Origin of the sequence: Flavobacterium sp. 103, assembly GCF_003096795.1 — a bacterium.
Lineage (GTDB): Bacteria > Bacteroidota > Bacteroidia > Flavobacteriales > Flavobacteriaceae > Flavobacterium.
The window spans coordinates 2,836,094-2,855,841 of record NZ_QENX01000001.1 but is presented as its reverse complement, the minus strand read 5'-3'; the positions used below and the strand labels follow the sequence as shown (position 1 = coordinate 2,855,841).

The 19,748-nt window shown below is 30.5% G+C and carries 19 protein-coding genes; all 19 read right to left on the bottom strand.

Annotated elements, in window-relative coordinates; genetic code table 11:
- Positions 1-59: 59 nt before the first annotated feature.
- Positions 60-1,139: a glycosyltransferase family 2 protein gene (locus tag C8C85_RS11850; protein ID WP_165818117.1), complete on the bottom strand. Its 1,080-nt coding sequence runs from the start codon at positions 1,137-1,139 to the stop codon at positions 60-62.
- Positions 1,136-2,158 carry a glycosyltransferase family A protein gene (locus C8C85_RS11845; RefSeq protein WP_116797247.1) on the bottom strand — a complete coding sequence of 341 codons (1,023 nt, stop codon included), beginning with the start codon at positions 2,156-2,158 and terminating at the stop codon, positions 1,136-1,138. The genes C8C85_RS11850 and C8C85_RS11845 overlap by 4 nt, the downstream gene beginning before the upstream one ends.
- Positions 2,149-3,291 (bottom strand): glycosyltransferase, encoded by a 1,143-nt coding sequence (locus tag C8C85_RS11840; RefSeq protein WP_116797246.1) that lies wholly within the window; start codon positions 3,289-3,291, stop codon positions 2,149-2,151. The genes C8C85_RS11845 and C8C85_RS11840 overlap by 10 nt, the downstream gene beginning before the upstream one ends.
- Positions 3,292-4,248, bottom strand: a complete 957-nt coding sequence (locus C8C85_RS11835; protein ID WP_116797245.1) for a glycosyltransferase family 2 protein — start codon at positions 4,246-4,248, stop codon at positions 3,292-3,294.
- Positions 4,248-5,369, bottom strand: coding sequence for a glycoside hydrolase family 99-like domain-containing protein (locus tag C8C85_RS11830; RefSeq protein WP_116797244.1), 1,122 nt, complete (start codon positions 5,367-5,369; stop codon positions 4,248-4,250). The genes C8C85_RS11835 and C8C85_RS11830 overlap by 1 nt, the downstream gene beginning before the upstream one ends.
- Complete coding sequence (locus C8C85_RS11825) at positions 5,359-6,465, bottom strand: glycoside hydrolase family 99-like domain-containing protein (protein WP_116797243.1); 1,107 nt, start codon at positions 6,463-6,465, stop codon at positions 5,359-5,361. Before C8C85_RS11825 ends, C8C85_RS11830 begins: the two co-directional genes overlap by 11 nt.
- Before the next feature lie 21 nt (positions 6,466-6,486).
- A complete protein-coding gene (locus C8C85_RS11820) occupies positions 6,487-7,587 on the bottom strand; it encodes a glycosyltransferase family 4 protein (protein ID WP_116797242.1) in 1,101 nt (366 codons plus the stop codon).
- Positions 7,588-7,601: 14 nt separating this feature from the next.
- Complete coding sequence (locus tag C8C85_RS11815) at positions 7,602-8,489, bottom strand: glycosyltransferase (RefSeq protein ID WP_116797241.1); 888 nt, start codon at positions 8,487-8,489, stop codon at positions 7,602-7,604.
- 3 nt (positions 8,490-8,492) lie between these two features.
- Complete coding sequence (locus C8C85_RS11810; RefSeq protein WP_116797240.1) at positions 8,493-9,236, bottom strand: class I SAM-dependent methyltransferase; 744 nt, start codon at positions 9,234-9,236, stop codon at positions 8,493-8,495.
- Positions 9,237-9,258: 22 nt separating this feature from the next.
- Complete coding sequence (locus C8C85_RS11805; protein WP_116797239.1) at positions 9,259-10,041, bottom strand: phytanoyl-CoA dioxygenase family protein; 783 nt, start codon at positions 10,039-10,041, stop codon at positions 9,259-9,261.
- Positions 10,042-10,045: 4 nt separating this feature from the next.
- Positions 10,046-10,513 (bottom strand): GNAT family N-acetyltransferase, encoded by a 468-nt coding sequence (locus C8C85_RS11800; protein ID WP_116797238.1) that lies wholly within the window; start codon positions 10,511-10,513, stop codon positions 10,046-10,048.
- A 1-nt stretch (position 10,514) separates the two neighbouring features.
- Complete coding sequence (locus C8C85_RS11795) at positions 10,515-11,459, bottom strand: hypothetical protein (protein ID WP_116797237.1); 945 nt, start codon at positions 11,457-11,459, stop codon at positions 10,515-10,517.
- Positions 11,447-12,157: a WbqC family protein gene (locus C8C85_RS11790; protein ID WP_116797236.1), complete on the bottom strand. Its 711-nt coding sequence runs from the start codon at positions 12,155-12,157 to the stop codon at positions 11,447-11,449. Before C8C85_RS11790 ends, C8C85_RS11795 begins: the two co-directional genes overlap by 13 nt.
- Positions 12,157-13,230 carry a DegT/DnrJ/EryC1/StrS family aminotransferase gene (locus tag C8C85_RS11785; protein WP_116797235.1) on the bottom strand — a complete coding sequence of 358 codons (1,074 nt, stop codon included), beginning with the start codon at positions 13,228-13,230 and terminating at the stop codon, positions 12,157-12,159. Before C8C85_RS11785 ends, C8C85_RS11790 begins: the two co-directional genes overlap by 1 nt.
- Positions 13,230-14,381 (bottom strand): FkbM family methyltransferase, encoded by a 1,152-nt coding sequence (locus tag C8C85_RS11780; protein ID WP_116797234.1) that lies wholly within the window; start codon positions 14,379-14,381, stop codon positions 13,230-13,232. Before C8C85_RS11780 ends, C8C85_RS11785 begins: the two co-directional genes overlap by 1 nt.
- Positions 14,374-15,639 (bottom strand): ABC transporter ATP-binding protein, encoded by a 1,266-nt coding sequence (locus C8C85_RS11775; RefSeq protein ID WP_116797233.1) that lies wholly within the window; start codon positions 15,637-15,639, stop codon positions 14,374-14,376. The genes C8C85_RS11780 and C8C85_RS11775 overlap by 8 nt, the downstream gene beginning before the upstream one ends.
- Positions 15,640-15,717: 78 nt before the next feature.
- Positions 15,718-16,587, bottom strand: a complete 870-nt coding sequence (locus C8C85_RS11770; protein WP_116797232.1) for an ABC transporter permease — start codon at positions 16,585-16,587, stop codon at positions 15,718-15,720.
- A 396-nt stretch (positions 16,588-16,983) separates the two neighbouring features.
- The gene (locus tag C8C85_RS11765; protein WP_116797231.1) at positions 16,984-18,933 is read right to left on the bottom strand and encodes a polysaccharide biosynthesis protein; all 1,950 of its coding nucleotides are present in this window, start codon (positions 18,931-18,933) and stop codon (positions 16,984-16,986) included.
- A 218-nt stretch (positions 18,934-19,151) separates the two neighbouring features.
- Positions 19,152-19,730: a sugar transferase gene (locus C8C85_RS11760; RefSeq protein WP_410501040.1), complete on the bottom strand. Its 579-nt coding sequence runs from the start codon at positions 19,728-19,730 to the stop codon at positions 19,152-19,154.
- Positions 19,731-19,748: the final 18 nt, after the last annotated feature.

Here is a 19,748-nt window from a genome sequence, read left to right as displayed (position 1 = left end):
TTGTGAAGTAAAACGCAACAATAAATGTATCGAGAACCATTTGCATCCAACTGCTTAATTTACTCTTTTTTAATTTTTAATTGAATCGATTTTAAGTCATTCCCAATGATATAAAAATAATTGCAGTCTTTGTAAAAACTAATAAGATGCAACAAGACTTTGTCGTTTATTTCTTTTAAAGAGTAATATTCCGGAACTGTTTTGCCAAACCTTTTTTTAACATAGTATTTCAAACTATTTTGAAAATCATCTTTTTGAAAAACAACATTTAGCACTCCTCCCTTAAAATTAGGCAATATCACAAAAAGAAAATGACTAATACTTTCTTTTCTGTTTCCTATAAAAAAAGGGGTTCTGCTATTTTCTAACTCATCAAATTCCCTTTTGGAAATACTTTGCCCCCATTGTTTCAAATTAACAATTGCTCGCTTTTGTTTTTTATTATCTAACAAATGCGCCTGATTAATTCTACTGATGTTTGTCAATTGCAAATCACGATTTAATCCTTTTGACTCGGCTTTTCTGTAGGTAACATGCCATTGATGCAGCATTAAAATCTCTTGATCATAAAATAGGGATTGGTATCCTGCATTTTCCAATCGATTATGAACATCTTCGTCTTCGGCTCCCCAAAAATGCAAAAACTCGTCAAAACCATGTATTTCATGCAATGCGTTAAGAGGAAATAACGACAAGCCTTTGGCTCCACCTTGACTAAAAAAACTTATTTTATATTGATCAAAAGGTTTTACCTGAATACTTTCTTTATGATCCAGAAAACCAACTTTAAAAAATACTGCTTGATTAGGATTTTGAATAGCTATCAGTTTTTCTATAAAATCGTGACTGAAAATCATATCTACATCGGCTACAAAAACAAAAGGAGTTGTTACGTGTTGCAACCCAATATTAATTGCCTTGGCTCTCGACCAGGGTTGATAAGAATGATAGGAATAGAGATAGGTTACAAAATCATAATTCTGAGTAAGTATCTTAATTGTTGCTGCCTTGTCAAATACAGAGCCATAATCCACAAAAACAACTTTAAAATCCTGATTGCTTTGTTGTGCCAATGAGTCTAGCGAACGTTTGACTCTACTTTCTTCCCGATTACGGTAAGGGTATAGTATGGTGATCATATTAAGTGTTTTTTGGCCTCTTCTTTGCTCAATCCTTTCCAAATTAAGTAATACTTCATTATTTTTTTATTCAAAATCAATTTGCCAAACAATTTACTCTTTACAAAATAAGCCAATTTAGAACTTGGCTGAATGGGTTTCAATTCAAAGTTGCTTTCTTTATCATTTTGCATTAATTTAGATACCTCAACCTGCATCCAATCTTCCAAGACATTCCCCATGTGATAGGCATAATTATCCGCAGTTGATAATCGCCAAAAACCTTTTTTTACAACAGGAATATCCAAAAATTGTCCTTCGCTATCGCCTCCCAATTTGAATGTTGCAAATCTACTTTCTAAATTATCGAAGACTTGTGCTCTATAAGTGGTAACAAAATGTCCTGCACCTACAACCGCTTTTTTATCTTTATTAGTTACAGTTAAATATTTTTTTAATTGAACCGGATTGTAAAAATTAGCATCTCCCACACTCAATCCAAACATTTTTAAAGCATCAGGATTTACAACAGGAGTACATTTTAATTTATTCGAGAAAAATAAATCCCAATACACATTGGCTGTATAGGTTCTCAAAGAACGTGAAGAAGGTGTAGGACAAACAGCTCCCGTTTTTGGAAACGCATCAAAAACAGAATAACTTGCCTCTTGCCACCCGTTCAAGAAAAGCACATCCGCGTCCGAAACTGTAATTAAAGGAAAACTATTTCCCGAAACTCCTTTTAAAACGGCATTAAGTTTCCCAATATTTGTAGTATGAATTACTTCCTGTATTTTATTTTCACGAAACAAATCGTTCAGATAAGCTACAACTTCTATGCAACTTCCATTATTCACAATAGTAATACATGTTTTATTATGAATAGTTTTAAATAATGAATCAAGACATAGTTTTAATATCTTAAAACTATCTTCAAAATACCCTTCTTCATTGGGAATATAAACCGGAATAATCACCTGATGAAAATAATGGGTTCTCGATTGGGTTTTGTCTTTATGTGGATTGAAGCCTACTCGCACTTTAAAATATCTTTATAAATAGCAATAACTTTTATTTTATTATTGTAATAATCTAATCTATCAATAGCTATAGTTGAATTTTCAACTGCTGCCTTTTCTATTATTTTTAAATTCAAAACAGCATTCAAAATATCATTTTCAATTTCTAAAATTGATTCAGAATTATTTATCAAGAACCCATTTTTACCATTTTTAATTATTTCCGCTGTTACCCCTCCTGGATTGGATTGGATTGGGAAAGCTCCCATTACGATCGCCTCCAAAAGCGTATTCGGCATCCCATCCGAAATACTGTTCCCAATATAAATCAGTGATTTCCCCATCAATTCCATCAACTCTTGATGCGAAAGACCATGCCTATCAAAAGCTTTAAAATCAAGTTGATTGGATTGTATATATTCGATTACCTTGGTATGTGCTCCAAAAACCACCACTTCATAGTTTCCAATTTTTTTTTGGATAGAATGCAAAGCCTTAACGATATTCAATCCTCTACCCAATTGATGCTCATATCCTTTTACCAATAATATTTTACGATCAGCAATAGGCAATTTATAGGATTGCAATTCATCTAGTTTATAGCCTGTCCCTCCAGGAATAACCCCCAAATGTTTCCCAGAAAAACCCAATTGTTGTGCCAATTTAAAATCTCGGTGGCAATCTGTATGCAAAAAATCAACCCGTTGTAAAACTTGCTTTATTTTTTTTAAATGTGATGGAAATTGTTGGTAATAATACAAGTCACTTCCCCAACAAGAATATATCCATTTTATATTAGAATATTTTTTCATCGTTTTAAAAATGCGATATGAACATCCTTGCATTTCAAAACTATGAATAATATCAGGTTGAATTTCCAAAATTATTTTTTCTAAAGCTTCGTTTGCCGAAACCTCTAGAAAGGGGACTACTTTTTCAAAAAAAGAAGGTGTCTTTTTACTTAAAAAATATTCCCCTTTTATAGTTGGCACTTTTCTTTTTTTCCAATCAGTAAATTGATAAACAGAGTCTAAAGTTTCTAACTTACCTCTTCCCAAAACATCAAACCAATATAATTCATAAGAAGTATCTTTAAGATTTTCTATCCAACGGATTACATGAACAGATGGCATAGAGATAAAAAGAATTCTCATTTATTTTAATAATTTATAACCTTTGTTAAAAACACTGAAAATTGTGAAACTAAATATAGTTTTAATAAAACCTTTAAAATCTAAAGTTTTCAATTGCAAAATAAAAAGCATTCTCAAATAATAAAATCTTTTATTGTCATTTGAAACTAATGCTTCTCTAAGAATAAATTTATATCGGTCTTTACTATAATTTTGTAAAATCCTTGCGTTAGCAAGTTTATTTGTTTTTAATAATTTTAAATTCTTTTCTCTAGCTCTAAATTCTGATTGAATTTCGTTAAAATTAAGTTTATTAATTTCATGAGACAAAGAAGTTTCATGTTTTCTGTATTGAATTAAAGCTTCTTCTAAATAAACAACTTTTGGCTCTTGATACAACATTCGAAGATTAAAATCCCAATCGTCAAGATTTGTGATGGATAGATCAAATAAATCAGTTTGCTTTTCTAAAAAACTTCTTTTCCATAATGGCCCTGAAATATAAAAAGCAATCTTTCCTGTAAAATAATCTTCAATTAAATACTTTGAAAAAATTGTATTTTCTTTTATGGAAATTCCTGAATTAAATTCATAGTAAATCAATTTACATACGCTGACATCAACATTTTTGTCGAATGACAAAATTTGTTTTTCCAACAAATTGGGCAACATTACATCATCACTATCAAACCACTTAATATATTCTCCTTTACTTAATTCAAAACCATAATTACGACAGGCATTAGGACCTTTTATTCTATCGATTGGTCGTTTATAGTATTGAAACCGGTTGTCAATTTCAGTATATTCAGCTAAGACATCAATGGTATTATCTGTAGAGTCATCGTCTATTATAATGCATTCCCAATTAACATAGGTCTGAACTAAAATACTGTCAAGTGTTTCGCTTATTAAATGAGCTCGATTGTATATTGGGATTATTATAGATACTAATGGATTCAAAACTGTCTTTTGCATTAATTGTACAAATTTTCTTTAACTATTTTAACCGATTCTAACCACTTAAGACCATACTTTAGATCTGGCTCTAAATAATTTCCTTCCGCCCATTCATTCCAGGATTTTACAACAATTATTTGTGGATTTTCGGGATTTTTGAGTAATTTTCCGACTACTTTTTCTAAATGAATTTTCCAAGTATTGGGTGTTGCATTTTTAAAAATTAGTGATTTTTTTCCACTTCTTGCCGAATTATCCCAATTAGGGAAAACACATGGAATGTACTTTTTATGCAAAAAATTTACATTAAACTGAGACACTCCCCTTGAATAATCTAAAATCAACGGTTTTGATCTTATCCCAATTTCATTGGTCATTTTCAATTTCTTCTTAATTTTTCTTTCCAACTGTCCAATGACTGTTTTGTAAGAAAAAAGAAATTCGTTTCTATAACGCATTCTATCAAAAACATCAATCCCAATTTTTCCATAAATCAATCCATTATCAACTAAAGAATGTGGACCTAAAGTTGAAATAAAATAAACACCATCAAAACCATTTTCTATAGCTAATCTATTAAATAGTTTCAAAAAATCATCCAAACATGGAATATCCTGCATTCTATAAATATGAAACATAGGTTTATTATCAATTTTTATATACCTTTCATCTTTAAAAAAAGGCAATAAATAATTGAAATAAGCAATATAGTCTTCTTCACCATTATAAGTTTGCTCCATTAAAACAGTAGGGTTATGTATACCATGCCAAATCCCTTTCCATGTTTCATTTGCCCAACAAAAACAAAAAGGCAAATCAATATTCTTATTCTTAAGCATGGCTTCTGCCGGCTTTTCCAAAAGCATTTTACCATTACCAAACCAGTATTGATAGTAGATAAATCCATCTATCCCATAATCATTTGCCAAATTTGCCTGTTGCACTTGTATTTCTGAAACTCGCAAATCGTAAAACCCTAAATCTCCAGGTAAAATGGGTTGGTAATGTCCTTTAAACAATGGTTTTGCTTTTGTAACATTGGTCCATTCTGTAAAACCTTTGCCCCACCATAAATCATTTTCAGGAATAGGATGGAATTGAGGAAGATAGTAAGCCAAAAACTTTATTTTATTTTTCATTACCTATAAGGTTTTCTTTTGTTATCTCGAGATATTTTCTACCCCATTTTTGACATGGTTCCAAATGATTTCCTTCTGCCCATTCATTCCAAGCATTAATAAATAGAAACTTTTCCTTGTTAATATTCCAAGGGAAATTATTTATTATATAATTCAACCAACTACCATATAATTCAGGTGTTGAATTCGTAAAAATAAATGCATTTTTTTTTCTTCTTGAGCTGTTATCCCACATTGGAATTAAACAAGGACTAACATTCTTTTTAAATATTTTTCTTTTTTGAATCTCTACAAATTCACTATAATCAAACACACGATCAATCTCTTTTTCAATTTCTCTCTTTTGTAAATTAATAGATTTGAAAATTTTAGCAAGAACTCTTTTAAAAACTGTTTTCTTGTTTTTTTTTGTTTTTGGAAAATTAGGCTGAAACTCAACCGCAAAGTCAAATCCCATATTCAAAGGATCCTCAGTAACACCCCAACTTTGCATATACCCTAAATGCATTTCACCAATGCCTTCTTTTCTTGCAATACTTCTCCAAATTTCTAAAGTTTTATTTATATCCTTAAACAACTTAGGGCGATAAACTAAAAAAACCGGCTTCCCTTCATGTTTAATATATCTCTCGTCATCAAAATAGGTCTTACATAAAAACTCAAAATGTATTTTATCGTCTTCAAAATTATATTCTTGATGCATTAACACTTCATTCTCTTCTCCATCCCATCTCCTAGTCCAATTTTCATTAGCCCAACACATCATAAAAGGCAAATCTTCTTTTGGGTTTTTAAGCTTCCTATCCAAAGGTTCGTGTAATAATCGTTTGCCATTAAACCAATAATGATAATAACAAAAGCCATGAATTCCGTAGGCTTTTGCCACTTGCTCTTGTGCTAATCGAGCTTCTTCTAAACGAAGATCATAAAAACCTAAATCCGCTGGTAAATGGGGTTGGTAATGTCCTTCAAAACGAGGCTTAGCCTTTACAACATTAGTCCATTCTGTAAACCCCTTTCCCCACCAAGCATCATTTTCTGGAATAGGGTGAAATTGCGGTAAATAGATTGCTATTGGCTTTATTTTGTTTGGCATTTTAATTACTTAAAAATCAATTTATTTTCCTAAAAGTTCTTTAAAGATTCCATATACATATTTATCGTTTGAATGTGTGCTCATTAAATAATCATTTGCATTTTTTCCTAACTTTTTTTTATAATGAGGATCACTATAAAAACTAATAATTGCTTCAACTGTTCTGTCAATATCTAGAAATGGAACAACAATTCCCCCTTTTGAATTTACTATAAAATCTTTACTTCCACAAACCAAATCAAAACAAATTGAAGGAACATTAAATTTAGCAGCTTCAAGAATTACTAATGGATAAGGATCTTCCCGCGATGGCAACAAAAACAAATCAATAGAATTATAAAACTCATTTATATTGGAACTAGAAAATTCAAAAAAAACTTTGCCTTCCAATTTGCATTTTCTTAACTCATAATTTAATCGTTCCAATTCGATTCCTGGAAATGCTCCAGCCCAACGAAAAATTATGGTTGAATTAGGATATTTAATAAAAAGTTGATTTGCTACAACAATAAATAAATCAGCCCCTTTTCTCCAATCTATAGTACCACAACCTCCAACTACAAATTCTTTTTGTGATTTTTTTTCAACTTTTAAATCAGATGCATCATAAGGTATATAATACGGCATCATAAAGATTTTATCCTGAGAAATATCAAATTTATCAATTAAAAAATCATTTACAATAGAAGATGGGACCCAGAAATTTGTTGAATTTTTTATTAGTTTTAATATATTATTTTCATTTGAGAAAGCTTTAGCGCCTATTTCAAGCTCATGAATATAGCTAATTATTTTGCCCTTATAATTTTCTCTAATTATTTCTAAAATTTCACCGTTTGTAATAGTATTTGAAATTATTAAATCAAAATTATTCAAAAACTCTTTATCCTCTATAACCCTTTTTTTAATTTTTAAATAATCCCAAAAAACGTTTTTATGTTTCTGTTTTTTTACAAAATAAGTAGCCGCAATAGAACTAAAGTCAGACTCTAGGACCCCTCCATTTTTCAAAAGAAATGTAACCTCATACTCTTTAAACTTCAAAAGTAATTTAGCCAAATTCAAAAGCAAAATTGGAGCTCCTGTTCGGGTTGCATCATGCGATATAATGAGAATTTTCATAATTTGAAATTTACCTAAACTACACGAGCAAATCTTATTAATAAATGCTTTTTTAACAAATGTTTGCAATAATTCACAATATTTGTTTTTTTATACAAATTGGCTAAAATAGAATGGGTATTAATCTTTTTTTTAATAACAGACTGTTTGAAATTCTTTTTTAAAAACAATTCTCTATCTATTGTATTAATAAAATCAAGATGCATTTTATATGCCTTAATTAATGAAGCTTTATTGTTTTTAAACGAACCGTGAACACTTCCTGAGTTAACTCTATAAACCCCCATACAATCCTTTAATATCATCATTTTTTTATTTGATCTATAAAAAATTAACAACATTAATGCTAAATCTCCAAACAAAATTTCATTAAACCATTTAGGAATTGGCTCCAGATATTCCGCTTTAAACATTAAAGAACAAGTTGCCGTTAGATTATTAATAATATAATCTTCAATATATTTTGCAGTATCATCTTTTATATTAGGAAAAATAATACTTGAATTCGTTATTTCATTTTTCTCTTCTGCAGTATGCGTACACATAACATATTCGGGGTTAGCCTCCAAAAAATCAACTTGCTTTTGCAGTTTTAAAGGATCTGTCCAATAGTCATCTCCTTCAAAATAAGCAACATATTTTGATCTTGGAACAGCCATTAAATCAAGCCAATTCTTTGCCGCCCCAACATTCTTTTCCTGCAAAATTAATTTTACAAAATCAGGATACTTTTCCTTATATTCTAGAATAATAGCTCTTGTACTATCAGTTGAACAATCTTCGGCAATAATTAATTCCCAATCAAAATCTACTTTTTGCATCAAAACTCCTTCAATAGCTTGACGAATAAATTGTTCATGATTATAAGTAATTAAACACACCGAAAGTAATGGCTTTCTCATAACTTACTTTCCTTTTTCACACATTATAAATATACTAGAACACAAATCTGGATATTGTTGACCCAACTCATAACAGCCTTCTAAATATTCTTTAGAAATAATATCTGTTTGCAATAATAGATCCCATTGAAAATTAGCTAATGCTTTAAAAAAAATACCTGAACGATATATCACTTTGAGTCCTGCAGCTTTTGCATCACGCTCTAAAGTGTCTAAAGTATAAGTGATTTTGTGTCCATGCTCTGCTTCTGCAGGTGTTACGGCTGAATTATGACTTATCAAGCCCATTTTTACAGCAATTTGTCTTGACGGAGCATTTGCATTAGGACAAACTAAAAAAAATCTTCCATTGTCTGACAACCACTCCTCATTTATTCGTTTTAGAACTGATACAGGATCATCAATATGTTCTAAAACATGAGTAAGTATAATATTATCATATTTTTGGGGTAATGTTACTTTTTCAAAAAGTGAATTAACAAACTTCACCTTATCTCCAAATTCATTTTTTGCAATACGTACAGCTTCATCAGAAGCTTCAACACAAGTTACATCATCAAAATAAGGCAATAATTTTCTTGTAAAATCTCCTTTAAAACTGCCTAATTCTAAAAGACTGCCTTCTTTGAAAAAAGGTTCAAAAGATTTTATCATAAAAGGATGCATCACATCAAAATCAAAATTATAGGCATATTTATGACCTAAAGCATCTTGAAGTTCTTGATTATAATCTCTATCTATATTCATAATTCAATATTGTTAATTGTATTTAATCTTGCCCTGGTCTATAAAATCGTTGTTCCGGTTTTTGGTACCATTCATCAAGATTAGATGGAATTCTTGAATAAAACCCAACTAATTGTTGAAGTTCTATACTTAATTTCGCAACATTATCATAACCAATAGCTCTTGAATAATCAAGCTGTTGTTTCATAAACGGTTTGGTAAATGTAATGGTAATTGCCCTTCTTACCTTATCGGTAGTATTAATACCCGCCGCATGCCATAAATTAGAATTAAAAAAAAGAATATCTCCCTTTTTACCAACAGCCCTATCTGATTTTTTATAAAACTCTTCATCAGTAGGTTTGTCTTCTTTTAAATGGGATTGTGGTAAAAGATAAGTAGCTCCATTTTCTAAAGTAAAATCATCCAGCATAATCAACAGATTCAACATCAATGGAAAATCTCCAGAAAAAAAACGAATATCTCTATGTACATTGGCGACGTAAGATGGTTTTGAGGTAATGTTTATTACTCCTCCATAACTATTTACAATACAATTTCCATTGAAATATTTTTGAATAAATTCATAAACAGGAGAATGGCTTATTTTTTCTAAAATCTCTAAATAAATATTATCTTCAGTTGCTAATAAATGATGAACTGTGCCATTTGTAACAGCATCAATCTCATTTTTTATTTGAATTTCTCTGCACAATTCATAACTATCATCAATTGAATTTGAAACAGTATTCATATAGTTTTCATCAAAAAAGGAAGGTATTATGGTGTACCCTTTCTCTTTTAAATCAATAAAGTTAGCATTCATTTATTCAAAGCTTTATAATTAATTTTAATTGTTCCTTGTTTCTTTCTATTTCATAAAAGCCACACTTTTTGTATGATTTTATAGCTGCAACATTCTCTTTATTTACAAACAAATAAACTATTTTTAATTGTAAAACTTTATCCGAGTAATTTAAAATTAAATTAGTTGCTTTAGTACCAATGCCTTTGTTATGAAATTCTTTATTACCAACAAAAATATGAAATTCTGCATCTGTTTTGGTAATATTAGTAAGCTGAACATTACCTACGTATTCATTATTATCTCCAACACATATTGCAAATCTTATCTCGTTTTCTCGTTTTAAAACTTTTTTAATCCATTCTTTCTCGATTTCGTATGTAATAGCCTGTGTTGGTTTAGAACCTGTGTATTTCCATATTTCAATATCATTTCTCCATAAATAAGAAATTTTAGCATCATTTTCTTCTAACGGTCTAATTGTTACCTCCATATTACAACAATAAATCAACAATCCTTTTTAAATCTATTTCATCATACCTTTGATCAATTGGCAAATAGATAATTTGTTTTGTCATTTGATATTCTAAAGAATCTTCTCCACTCCATTCAAGAACATTAGCCCAATAAGTAGCAGTATAAACTTTATTATCTAATAATTTCTGTTTCAATCTATCGTCATCACTCCAGTAAGGATAAACCATCGGTACTCCAATCAGAGGCAAAGTGATCTTTAATTTATTAGTTTTTTGTAATTTATGATGAAGAAAGTTAAAATTTTCTTTTCTTTTCTCGGCACACCATTTATAATCTATAGTAGATAATAATGATTCTGTCAATGAAGACATTTCCTTAATATCTTGATTATTCAAACTTGCATCGTTATGTACAAAATCTTCATATCCAATTTCAGCACTACAATCTATACGCTTAAGCAAATGAGAACACCTATCAAATGATTTATCTTTTTCAAAAGAAATATCAAGTTTTTTTCCAATATACAAATATGCTCCATCTGGAACTCCAAAAAATTTTCTTGGCGAGTAGAATGTATCTACTTTATCTATCGGTTTTGAATAAAAAGATTGAGCAGAATCCACGATTAAATTTTGGCAATAATTAACCAATTGGACGATAAAAGAGTCTTTCAACCCAAAATAATTTGTATATAAAAATGCTTCATTCTCATTTATCAAATTATAATCAAATAATGGTTCAAAGCTTTCATCTATATAATAAAATTCATATTCAATTTGATGCTCTTTTAATGGTTCCAATAAAACATCACAAGTAAAAAATGGCAAATAAACCTTGCTATATGAATTAGCAAGTAAAATATATTCAAAAGCATTTCGTCCTGTATTCAACCGAATGGCTTTTTGATGATATTCTTCGTTTTTATTTAATTCTAATTCAAAATATCCTCCTATACCTTCCATACTAATTTGTATTTATTTAATAGCAGTTTAGACTCTTCAAGGGAATTAAACATTATGACATCAATAATAGAAAGCCAAGGTATGAAATCATTGTCGAATTGTTTATATTTTATGGGATCGGTTTTAATAAAGTTGAGTTCAATTTTATTTTTTTCAAACATCTCTTTATCATATAATTCTTGACCTCCAATTGCATTAATGTAGTTTGTTGCTTGTAATTGTTTGCAGATAGCAATAACTTTATTCTGTGACTTTAAAGAATGGTCTATCAAAACAGACGAAGAAACCACAAAATTTGTTTTTATTTCTAAATAATTACAAAATATTTTTAACGAATTGAAAATAAAATCGAATAAATTCTGATTTTCAAACATAAAAACTTTCTCAATCAAAGGAAAGACCTCATTATATTGCGGTGCTTTTTTATATAATTCAGCAATTTTGGAAAGTATTTTAATGCTGTCTTTATGATATGACTCTGATAATTCTCTTTGATTGACATTCAAAAAATCAGAAGCTTTTTTTAGTGGTAATGTAAAATAATCATCCTTACCATTTACCAAAATTCTATTTCTATTTATCCATCCTTTTTTTGTGAATTCTATATTATCATAAATCACAAAAACATCCACCGCATTTATTAACTGAAAATACCCAATGTAAGGCAAAAAATAAGGTTGCATTATTGCCACTTTCATTACAGATTGACATTAATTAATGATACTATTTTTTTTAATTCAAATGTCGTTAACCCAACATACAAAGGCAGACACATAATCCTTGAAGCAATACTTTCCGAAATAGGCATCGATTGTCCTTTTGCATAATCTATTGTATTCAAGGAAGGATAAAAATAACGTCTTGGATAAATTTGACTGTCGTTTAATTCTTTTTCTACTGTTAAAAGCTGTCCTTCAGTTTTAAAAATAACGGAATAATAACTGAAATTCCAATCCGTATTTTCTCTTATTTTCAAAGTATTAATTTTCGATAAATCAAGATTTTCATTATAAAAATCAACCACTTTTTTTCTTTCAATAATTATTTCTTCCATGCAAGGCAAAAGGGCTAATCCCATTGCAGCCTGCAATTCGGATAACTTACCATTTATTCCTACTCCATAATAATTTACAGGTCCAATATGTCCAAAAGAGTGACTATAAAACATTTGATGCTGTAAAGTTTTGTCATTGCTAAACATTGCTCCACCTTCTCCAGTATGAAATAATTTTGTAGCATGAAAACTACAAGTACTTATATCTCCAAAGTCGAAAATTGATTTCTCTTTATAAGTTACTCCAAAGGCATGAGCGGCATCATAAATTACTTTTAAATTATATTTTTCTGCAATTTTTTCAATAGCCTCAACATTACATGGATTTCCAAAAACATGCGTGGCTAAAATAGCCGTTGTTTTGTTCGTAATCGCTTCCTCAATTTTTGTTTCATCAATCGTTAAATATTCTGGATGAATATCTACAAAAACGGGTGTGCAATTTTCCCATACAATTGCTGCTGTAGTCGCCACATAGGAAAAAGGTGTAGTTATAATTTCGCCGCCTTCACCTAATAATTTTAAAGCAATCTGAAGCGGCACTGTACCATTATTAGTAACAATAATATTCGAAACTTGCAAATGGTTTTTTAATTTTTGTTCCAGTTCCAAAACTAACTCTCCCCTATTAGTCAGCCATTGATTATCCCAAGCTCTTTGTATCTGCTTGTTATATTCTTCAATGGGGGGCAAAAAAGTTTTGGTTACGTTTATCATTAGGCTTTGTTTCTTGGTTTGGCAAAACAGATAGTTTCTTCAGCATGAATAGTATAATGCCCTATAAAAATTTCATAATCTAAATCTAAATTTAAAATCCAATAAGGTATATTAAAAAAATCATCCATACTATGATAAATAGCAATGGCTAATTTAGGTCTGAATCTTTTTATCGTTTCTAAAGTGCCTTCAAGTGCTAAAGATTCTGCTCCTTCTATATCCATTTTTATAAAATCAATGGCATTAATAGTATTTGACTTTACAAAATCATCAATAGAAATTGTTGCTGCAGTTCCTGTTTGAGCTTCAAAAGGCTCAAATTCTACTCTACTTCCAGGCCCATAATCTTTGAAATAAATAGTTTGGTTAGAAATATTAGAAACTGGATTTGGCACTAACTCTATCTGAGATTCTAAGATTGGATTTAAAGAGGTATTAATCTTAAACAGTTTAATGTTATCAGGAATAAATTCAAAAGAATAAACTTTTCCATTTTCACCTGTTTTACTTGCAAAATACAAAGCAGTGTCCCCCCAACACCCTCCAATATCTAATACGGTATCGCCACTTTCTACTGCAACAATACTTTTGTTATTAACTTTATAAGTATATTGTTCTATTATATAATCAATTGCTATTCCTATTTCTGAGAAGTAAAAATTCACATCAAAACCAATCGGCTTTAAATCAAACTTTTCTAAAATAAAATGCATAAAATGCGGGTCGTAAGTATCCTTTGGATTAGATAGTGTCTTGGCGGTTTTAATTGCTTCCCAATAGGATGAATTATTACGAGGTAATTTTACCTTTTTATATCCCAAAATTTTATACGCTATTAAACTAACCAAAAGTTCTCTGTCATTTGTGCTGATATTATTCCATATTTTTTTAATATGATCAGCATAAGGAGCCATAAGATTATGTGCATTTGCTAAATAGATATTTACATAAGGGTCATAGCCAATGATCTTTTTAACTGCTTTTTTTAATTCTTTACTTAGGTTTATTGGCTTTTTAACTTTTACAGGTATAGCATCATTATTGCTTACAGGATATTTTCCAAATCTGTATTCATCATAATTTTCAATTCCGTAATTATTTTTTAAAGAATGGATTATTTTTTTATCCAATGCTTTTTTAAAATCACTCATTTTCTATTTTTGTTTTGGTCCACTCAAAATATTGCGGACGTATTAAACCAGGAAATTTATCTAACCAAGCCCCTTCTCTTTTACTTTCTATCCCTTCAATGGTCATAAGCTCTTTCAAATCAAATAAGATTTTTGGCCCATTTTCTACTACCATCAAGTCCACATTATAAAAGATGTCATTTAATGTGTTTTTAGGAATAATACATTCGTATTTAAACATTCCTATCTCTTGTCTTTTTTCTGGAGAGCAGGTTGCAAAAATAGACATCCCTTCTATTGTGTTTATAAAAATGTTTATATTGATTGCTTCAATTAATCGCTCACTTGTTATATTTATACTAAACACTAAGTCTTCTGCAATGTCAAAATTTCCATCTATACCATTGTTCGACACACTAATGGAATGAACTATAAACCCATTTGATCGAGATTCAATAGAGACAGCTGATGTAATTAATTCATTTGATTTTGATAAATATAAATCAACTACCTCGTTAATACCTCCTTTTTTGATTATTTTTCCATACTCCATCAATATGCCTGTTTTACAAAGTGACTTAACCGCTAAAATATTATGACTCACAAACAAAACAGTTCTACCTCCTTCACGGGATATATCCTGCATCTTTCCAATGGCTTTTTTCTGGAACTCGGCATCACCTACGGCCAATACCTCATCAATCACCAAAATTTCAGGTTCCAGGAAAGCAGCTACGGCAAAAGCCAAACGCACTGTCATACCACTACTGTAACGTTTGACAGGAGTATCTATGTAGCGCTCACAACCTGAGAACTCGACAATCTCATCAAGCTTGGAGGCTATTTCTTTTTTGGTCATTCCCAGAATCGCACCATTCAGGAATATGTTTTCTTTACCGGTTAACTCTGGATTAAATCCAGTTCCCACTTCAAGCAGTGAAGCTATACGACCGCGGGACTTGATACTTCCTGTAGTAGGAGCTGTAACTTTAGATAATATTTTCAATAAGGTGGATTTTCCGGCTCCGTTCTTGCCAATGATTCCAAGAACTTCACCACGCTCAACCTCAAAATTAATATCTTGCAAAGCCCAAACATACTCGCTGGTTCCTTTAGTACTGCGGTCATTGGCCTCCCCAATTTTTAAATACGGATCTTCCTTCCCTCGAATTTGATGCCACCAACGGTTTAGGTCATGGCTGAGTGTGCCAGTACCTACCTGCCCAAGGCGGTATTGCTTAGAAATATTTTCGGCTTTTAATATAATATCTTTACTCATTATTATTAATTCAATTTGCTCTTCAAGGGTAAGAGTTTCTTATTCGCAATCCAATTCCCCATTAAGGGGGTTAGGGGGTTAAACCGTATCAATAAAACTCTTTTCGGTTTTATTAAAAACTAAAAGTCCTATAAAAAAAACTCCAATAGTAACTAACAAAGTGTAACCTAGCCCTAAAACTGAAATTTCGCCAACACCCAATAGCATGTAACGAGCAGTTTCAATAAGATAAGCCAACGGATTGTATTCTACCAACCAGCCATAGCTTGGAAGCTTTTGCTTGATTAGTTCCATTGGATACATCACCGCCGAGAGATACATCAACAACTGAACTCCAAAACCTATCAAATAATTAAAATCTCTATACTTTGTTACTAATGATGAGATAAACATTCCTAATCCAAGTCCTAAAACTCCCATTATTACAATCAATACAGGAAATAACAAAACACTTGGGTTTAAACTAATATCAGCTCCTTGAAAATAATAAAACAGGTAAAAAACAATAAAGATTCCGCATTGTATACCAAACTTCAACAAATTTGAAATTACTATAGAAATAGGAACTATGATTCTTGGAAAATACACTTTCCCAAATATACTGGCATTACTCCTGAAGGTATCCGAAGTCCCCGTGAGACAGGCAGTGAAATAATTCCAAACGGTAATTCCTGCCAAATTAAACAAAAACGGTGGTACAGTTCCGGTACCGATTCCTGCCACAGTATTAAAAATAATCGTAAACGTAATAGAAGTAAACAACGGCTGAATCAAGTACCAAAGTGGACCCAAGACAGTTTGCTTATAAACGGTAACAATATCTCTTTTAACAAATAAAAATAGTAAATCACGGTATTGCCAAACCTCTTTGAGATTCAAAGAGAAGAATTTATTCTTGGGTGTTATTTCAAACAGCCAATCGTTATTTGTGGTATTTCTCGTGTTCATTTATTGGGGGGCTAATAGCAACAATCATTATTTAAATTGTCTTTGATTTAAATGATAATAGTAATCAGATTAAATTGCAAAGTTACTAAGTCTTTAAGACTCTATGATTCAGAATTCAAGGAAAAAAAAGACCTCTTCATTAGATAAAAATAATTATATCTACTTTTTCTTATAGTAATTTATTAATTCTTAAAATTCAGGAATAATCATTTTGCTCATTTTAAATTTTAATCTTTTTCTATCGTAAAGACCTAGCATCTTTTTATTCAAAATGATTATTAAAAAAATAATCGTTACATATAGGAATGTTGATTATCAAAACAAATTCCATCGTAATCAAAAAAGGTTTACAAGAACATCTCTTGTAAACCTTTTCTATATTTATTTTAGTTATACTTACTTATCCAAAATTTCAAAAGTTGAATTCATACTCTTAAACTCAGGAACAATTACTTTCATCTTGGCAACAATATCATCATTGTCAAAGAAATTGGCAATTCCTATCAATTCATTAATATCAACATGCAAATTTTCAAATTCATCTTGAATCTCTTCAGCAATCATGATTTTTTCATGGTAAGTAGGTATTGTCTTTGCGGTATCGTTTAACAACTCCTCATATAATTTTTCTCCAGGTCGTAATCCTACTATCTCAATCTTAATATCTCTATCAGGTATAAATCCAGCCAATTTTATCATCTTTTTGGCTAAATCCAAAATCCTAACAGGTTTACCCATGTCAAAAATATAAATCTCCCCTCCATTCCCCATGGCACCGGCTTCTAGAACCAACTGACAGGCTTCTGGTATGGTCATAAAATAACGAATAATATCAGGATGGGTAATGGTAACAGGGCCACCGTTGGCAATTTGCTTGGTAAACAATGGAACCACAGATCCATTTGAACCCAAAACATTTCCAAAACGAGTGGTAATGAATTTAGTGGCGTTAGGCCTATTCTCTCTTTGGTTTTTTATTTGCAAAGATTGCACGTATTTTTCCGCAATTCTTTTGCTGGCTCCCATAACATTACTAGGATTAACCGCTTTGTCGGTAGAGACCATAACAAATTTTATTACTTCATGTTCACAAGCCAAATCTGCCAAATGCTTTGTACCTTCTATATTGGTCAAAATTGCTTGCGATGGATTTTCCTCCATTAAGGGCACATGCTTATAAGCTGCAGCATGATATACTACTTGGGGTTTGTATAATTTAAAAACCCTATTCATTGCTTCCTTATTCCTAACATCGGCAATAACATTGTGAATTTTTGATTTCGAATGTATTTTTTCTAATTCAAGACTTAAATGATGCAAAGGTGTTTCTGCTTGATCTAAAATAATCACTCTTTTAGGATTGAATGTCAAAACCTGTCTTACAATTTCACTCCCTATAGAACCCGCTGCTCCTGAGATTAAAACCGTTTTATCTTTCAACTGTTTTGAAATGGATTTATTATCCAAGACTATCGGTTTTCTTTCCAATAAATCTTCAATTTGAATATTCTTTACCTTTTGTGAAATCTCCTTCTGATTTTCCCAGTCAGTAATCAAAGGCACGGTATAAACTCTATAATTAAATTCCAAACATTGATCTACAATAATCAATTGTTCTTCTTTTCCCAAACTTTTATCGGCCATAATTACAGCCTCAGCCCCTACAGAACGCATCAGAGAAGGTAGTTTTTTCTTCTGAACCAATATGGGTAAATCCAACATCCTTTTGGAAGCATTTTGATTGTTTCTGTCAACAAAACCAACAATTTTAAAACGAGTAGGAGTTTCAAACTTCAAGGCATTGGCCACCGAAATGGCATTGGCATCGGTTCCATAAATGATGGTTCGTATTAATTTGGTTGCACTTTTCTCGGAAAGATACATTTCAAAAGTTTGCTTGACTACAACACGATATAAAAACAATCCGCAAAAAGAAAGCACCACATTGATGAAAAGAGCAGTAGTTAAGAATATTCTTTCATTATACAATAATTCATAAGCAAAATTAAAAACCAAAAACACAACCAAAACTGCCATTTGTGAAAACAAAAGTTTTACTGCATCTATGTAAGAAGAGTGTCTAATAATTCCTGAATAGGTTCTAAACAACCAAAAAAAGAAAATATTAAATCCAAAAAAAGAACATATAAACAATACATCATGCGTAGTGTTGATATATTTCAAACCTGTACCTCTAAAAATAAGGAGGGTAAAGAAAAAGGCAACAATTAAAACTGAAAAATCAATCATAACTATAATCCATCTTGGAAGATAGCTTAAATTACGAATGCTTAATTTTAAATTGTCTCTTGAAAAAAATCCAGAATATAGAGAATTTTCATTCATTTTTACGGTATTTAAATTTCTAAAGAAACGAAGATTGTTAACAAAAATACAAAATATTATCTGTATGGAAATGAATTAACAGGACATAAAAAATGGTTTACAAATAAAAACAAAAAAACAAGGTATTAAAGAATTGTTTTTGAGTTTACTATCTTTTGTTCTTCAAACATTTTTTTATCTGAAAAATTGCTTTTCTTATGATTATTCGTAGTTCTGCTTTATCTGTAAAACATTAATTTAAAAGTAGCCAAGATAACTTTCAAGTCACCTGAAAAACTTTGATTATAATAATACTCTAAATTCAGTTTCACTTTATCGGGGAAAATAATTTTATCATTATATTCTAAAGGAGAAACTTGCTTTTCCAATAACTCATCTTCATTATAATATTTCAAAGAAGCCAAGCTTGTTAAACCTGGTTTTAATTCGAGAATCTTCCGATTTTCGCCTTCCAATAAATCATAATAGCCTACAATGTCAGGCCTAGGTCCAACGACACTCATCTCCCCTTTCAAAACATTAATAAGTTGTGGTAACTCATCCAGTTTATAATTTCGAAGGAATCTGCCAATTCTGGAAATTTGAAGCGTCCCGGTATTGGTAGCAATTTGAATAGTTCGTAATTTGTAAATTTTAAACCCTTTTCCAAATTGACCTATACGCTCTTGAGTAAAAATACCATTACTGCGGGTATCTATCATTGCTAAAAACCAAGTCAAAAAGATTAACCAAAAAAACAATAAAAGTGTAAAAAACGAAAATGAGATATCGAAAAATCGCTTAATAATTGGTTTCAAGTGAATAGTATTTTAGGC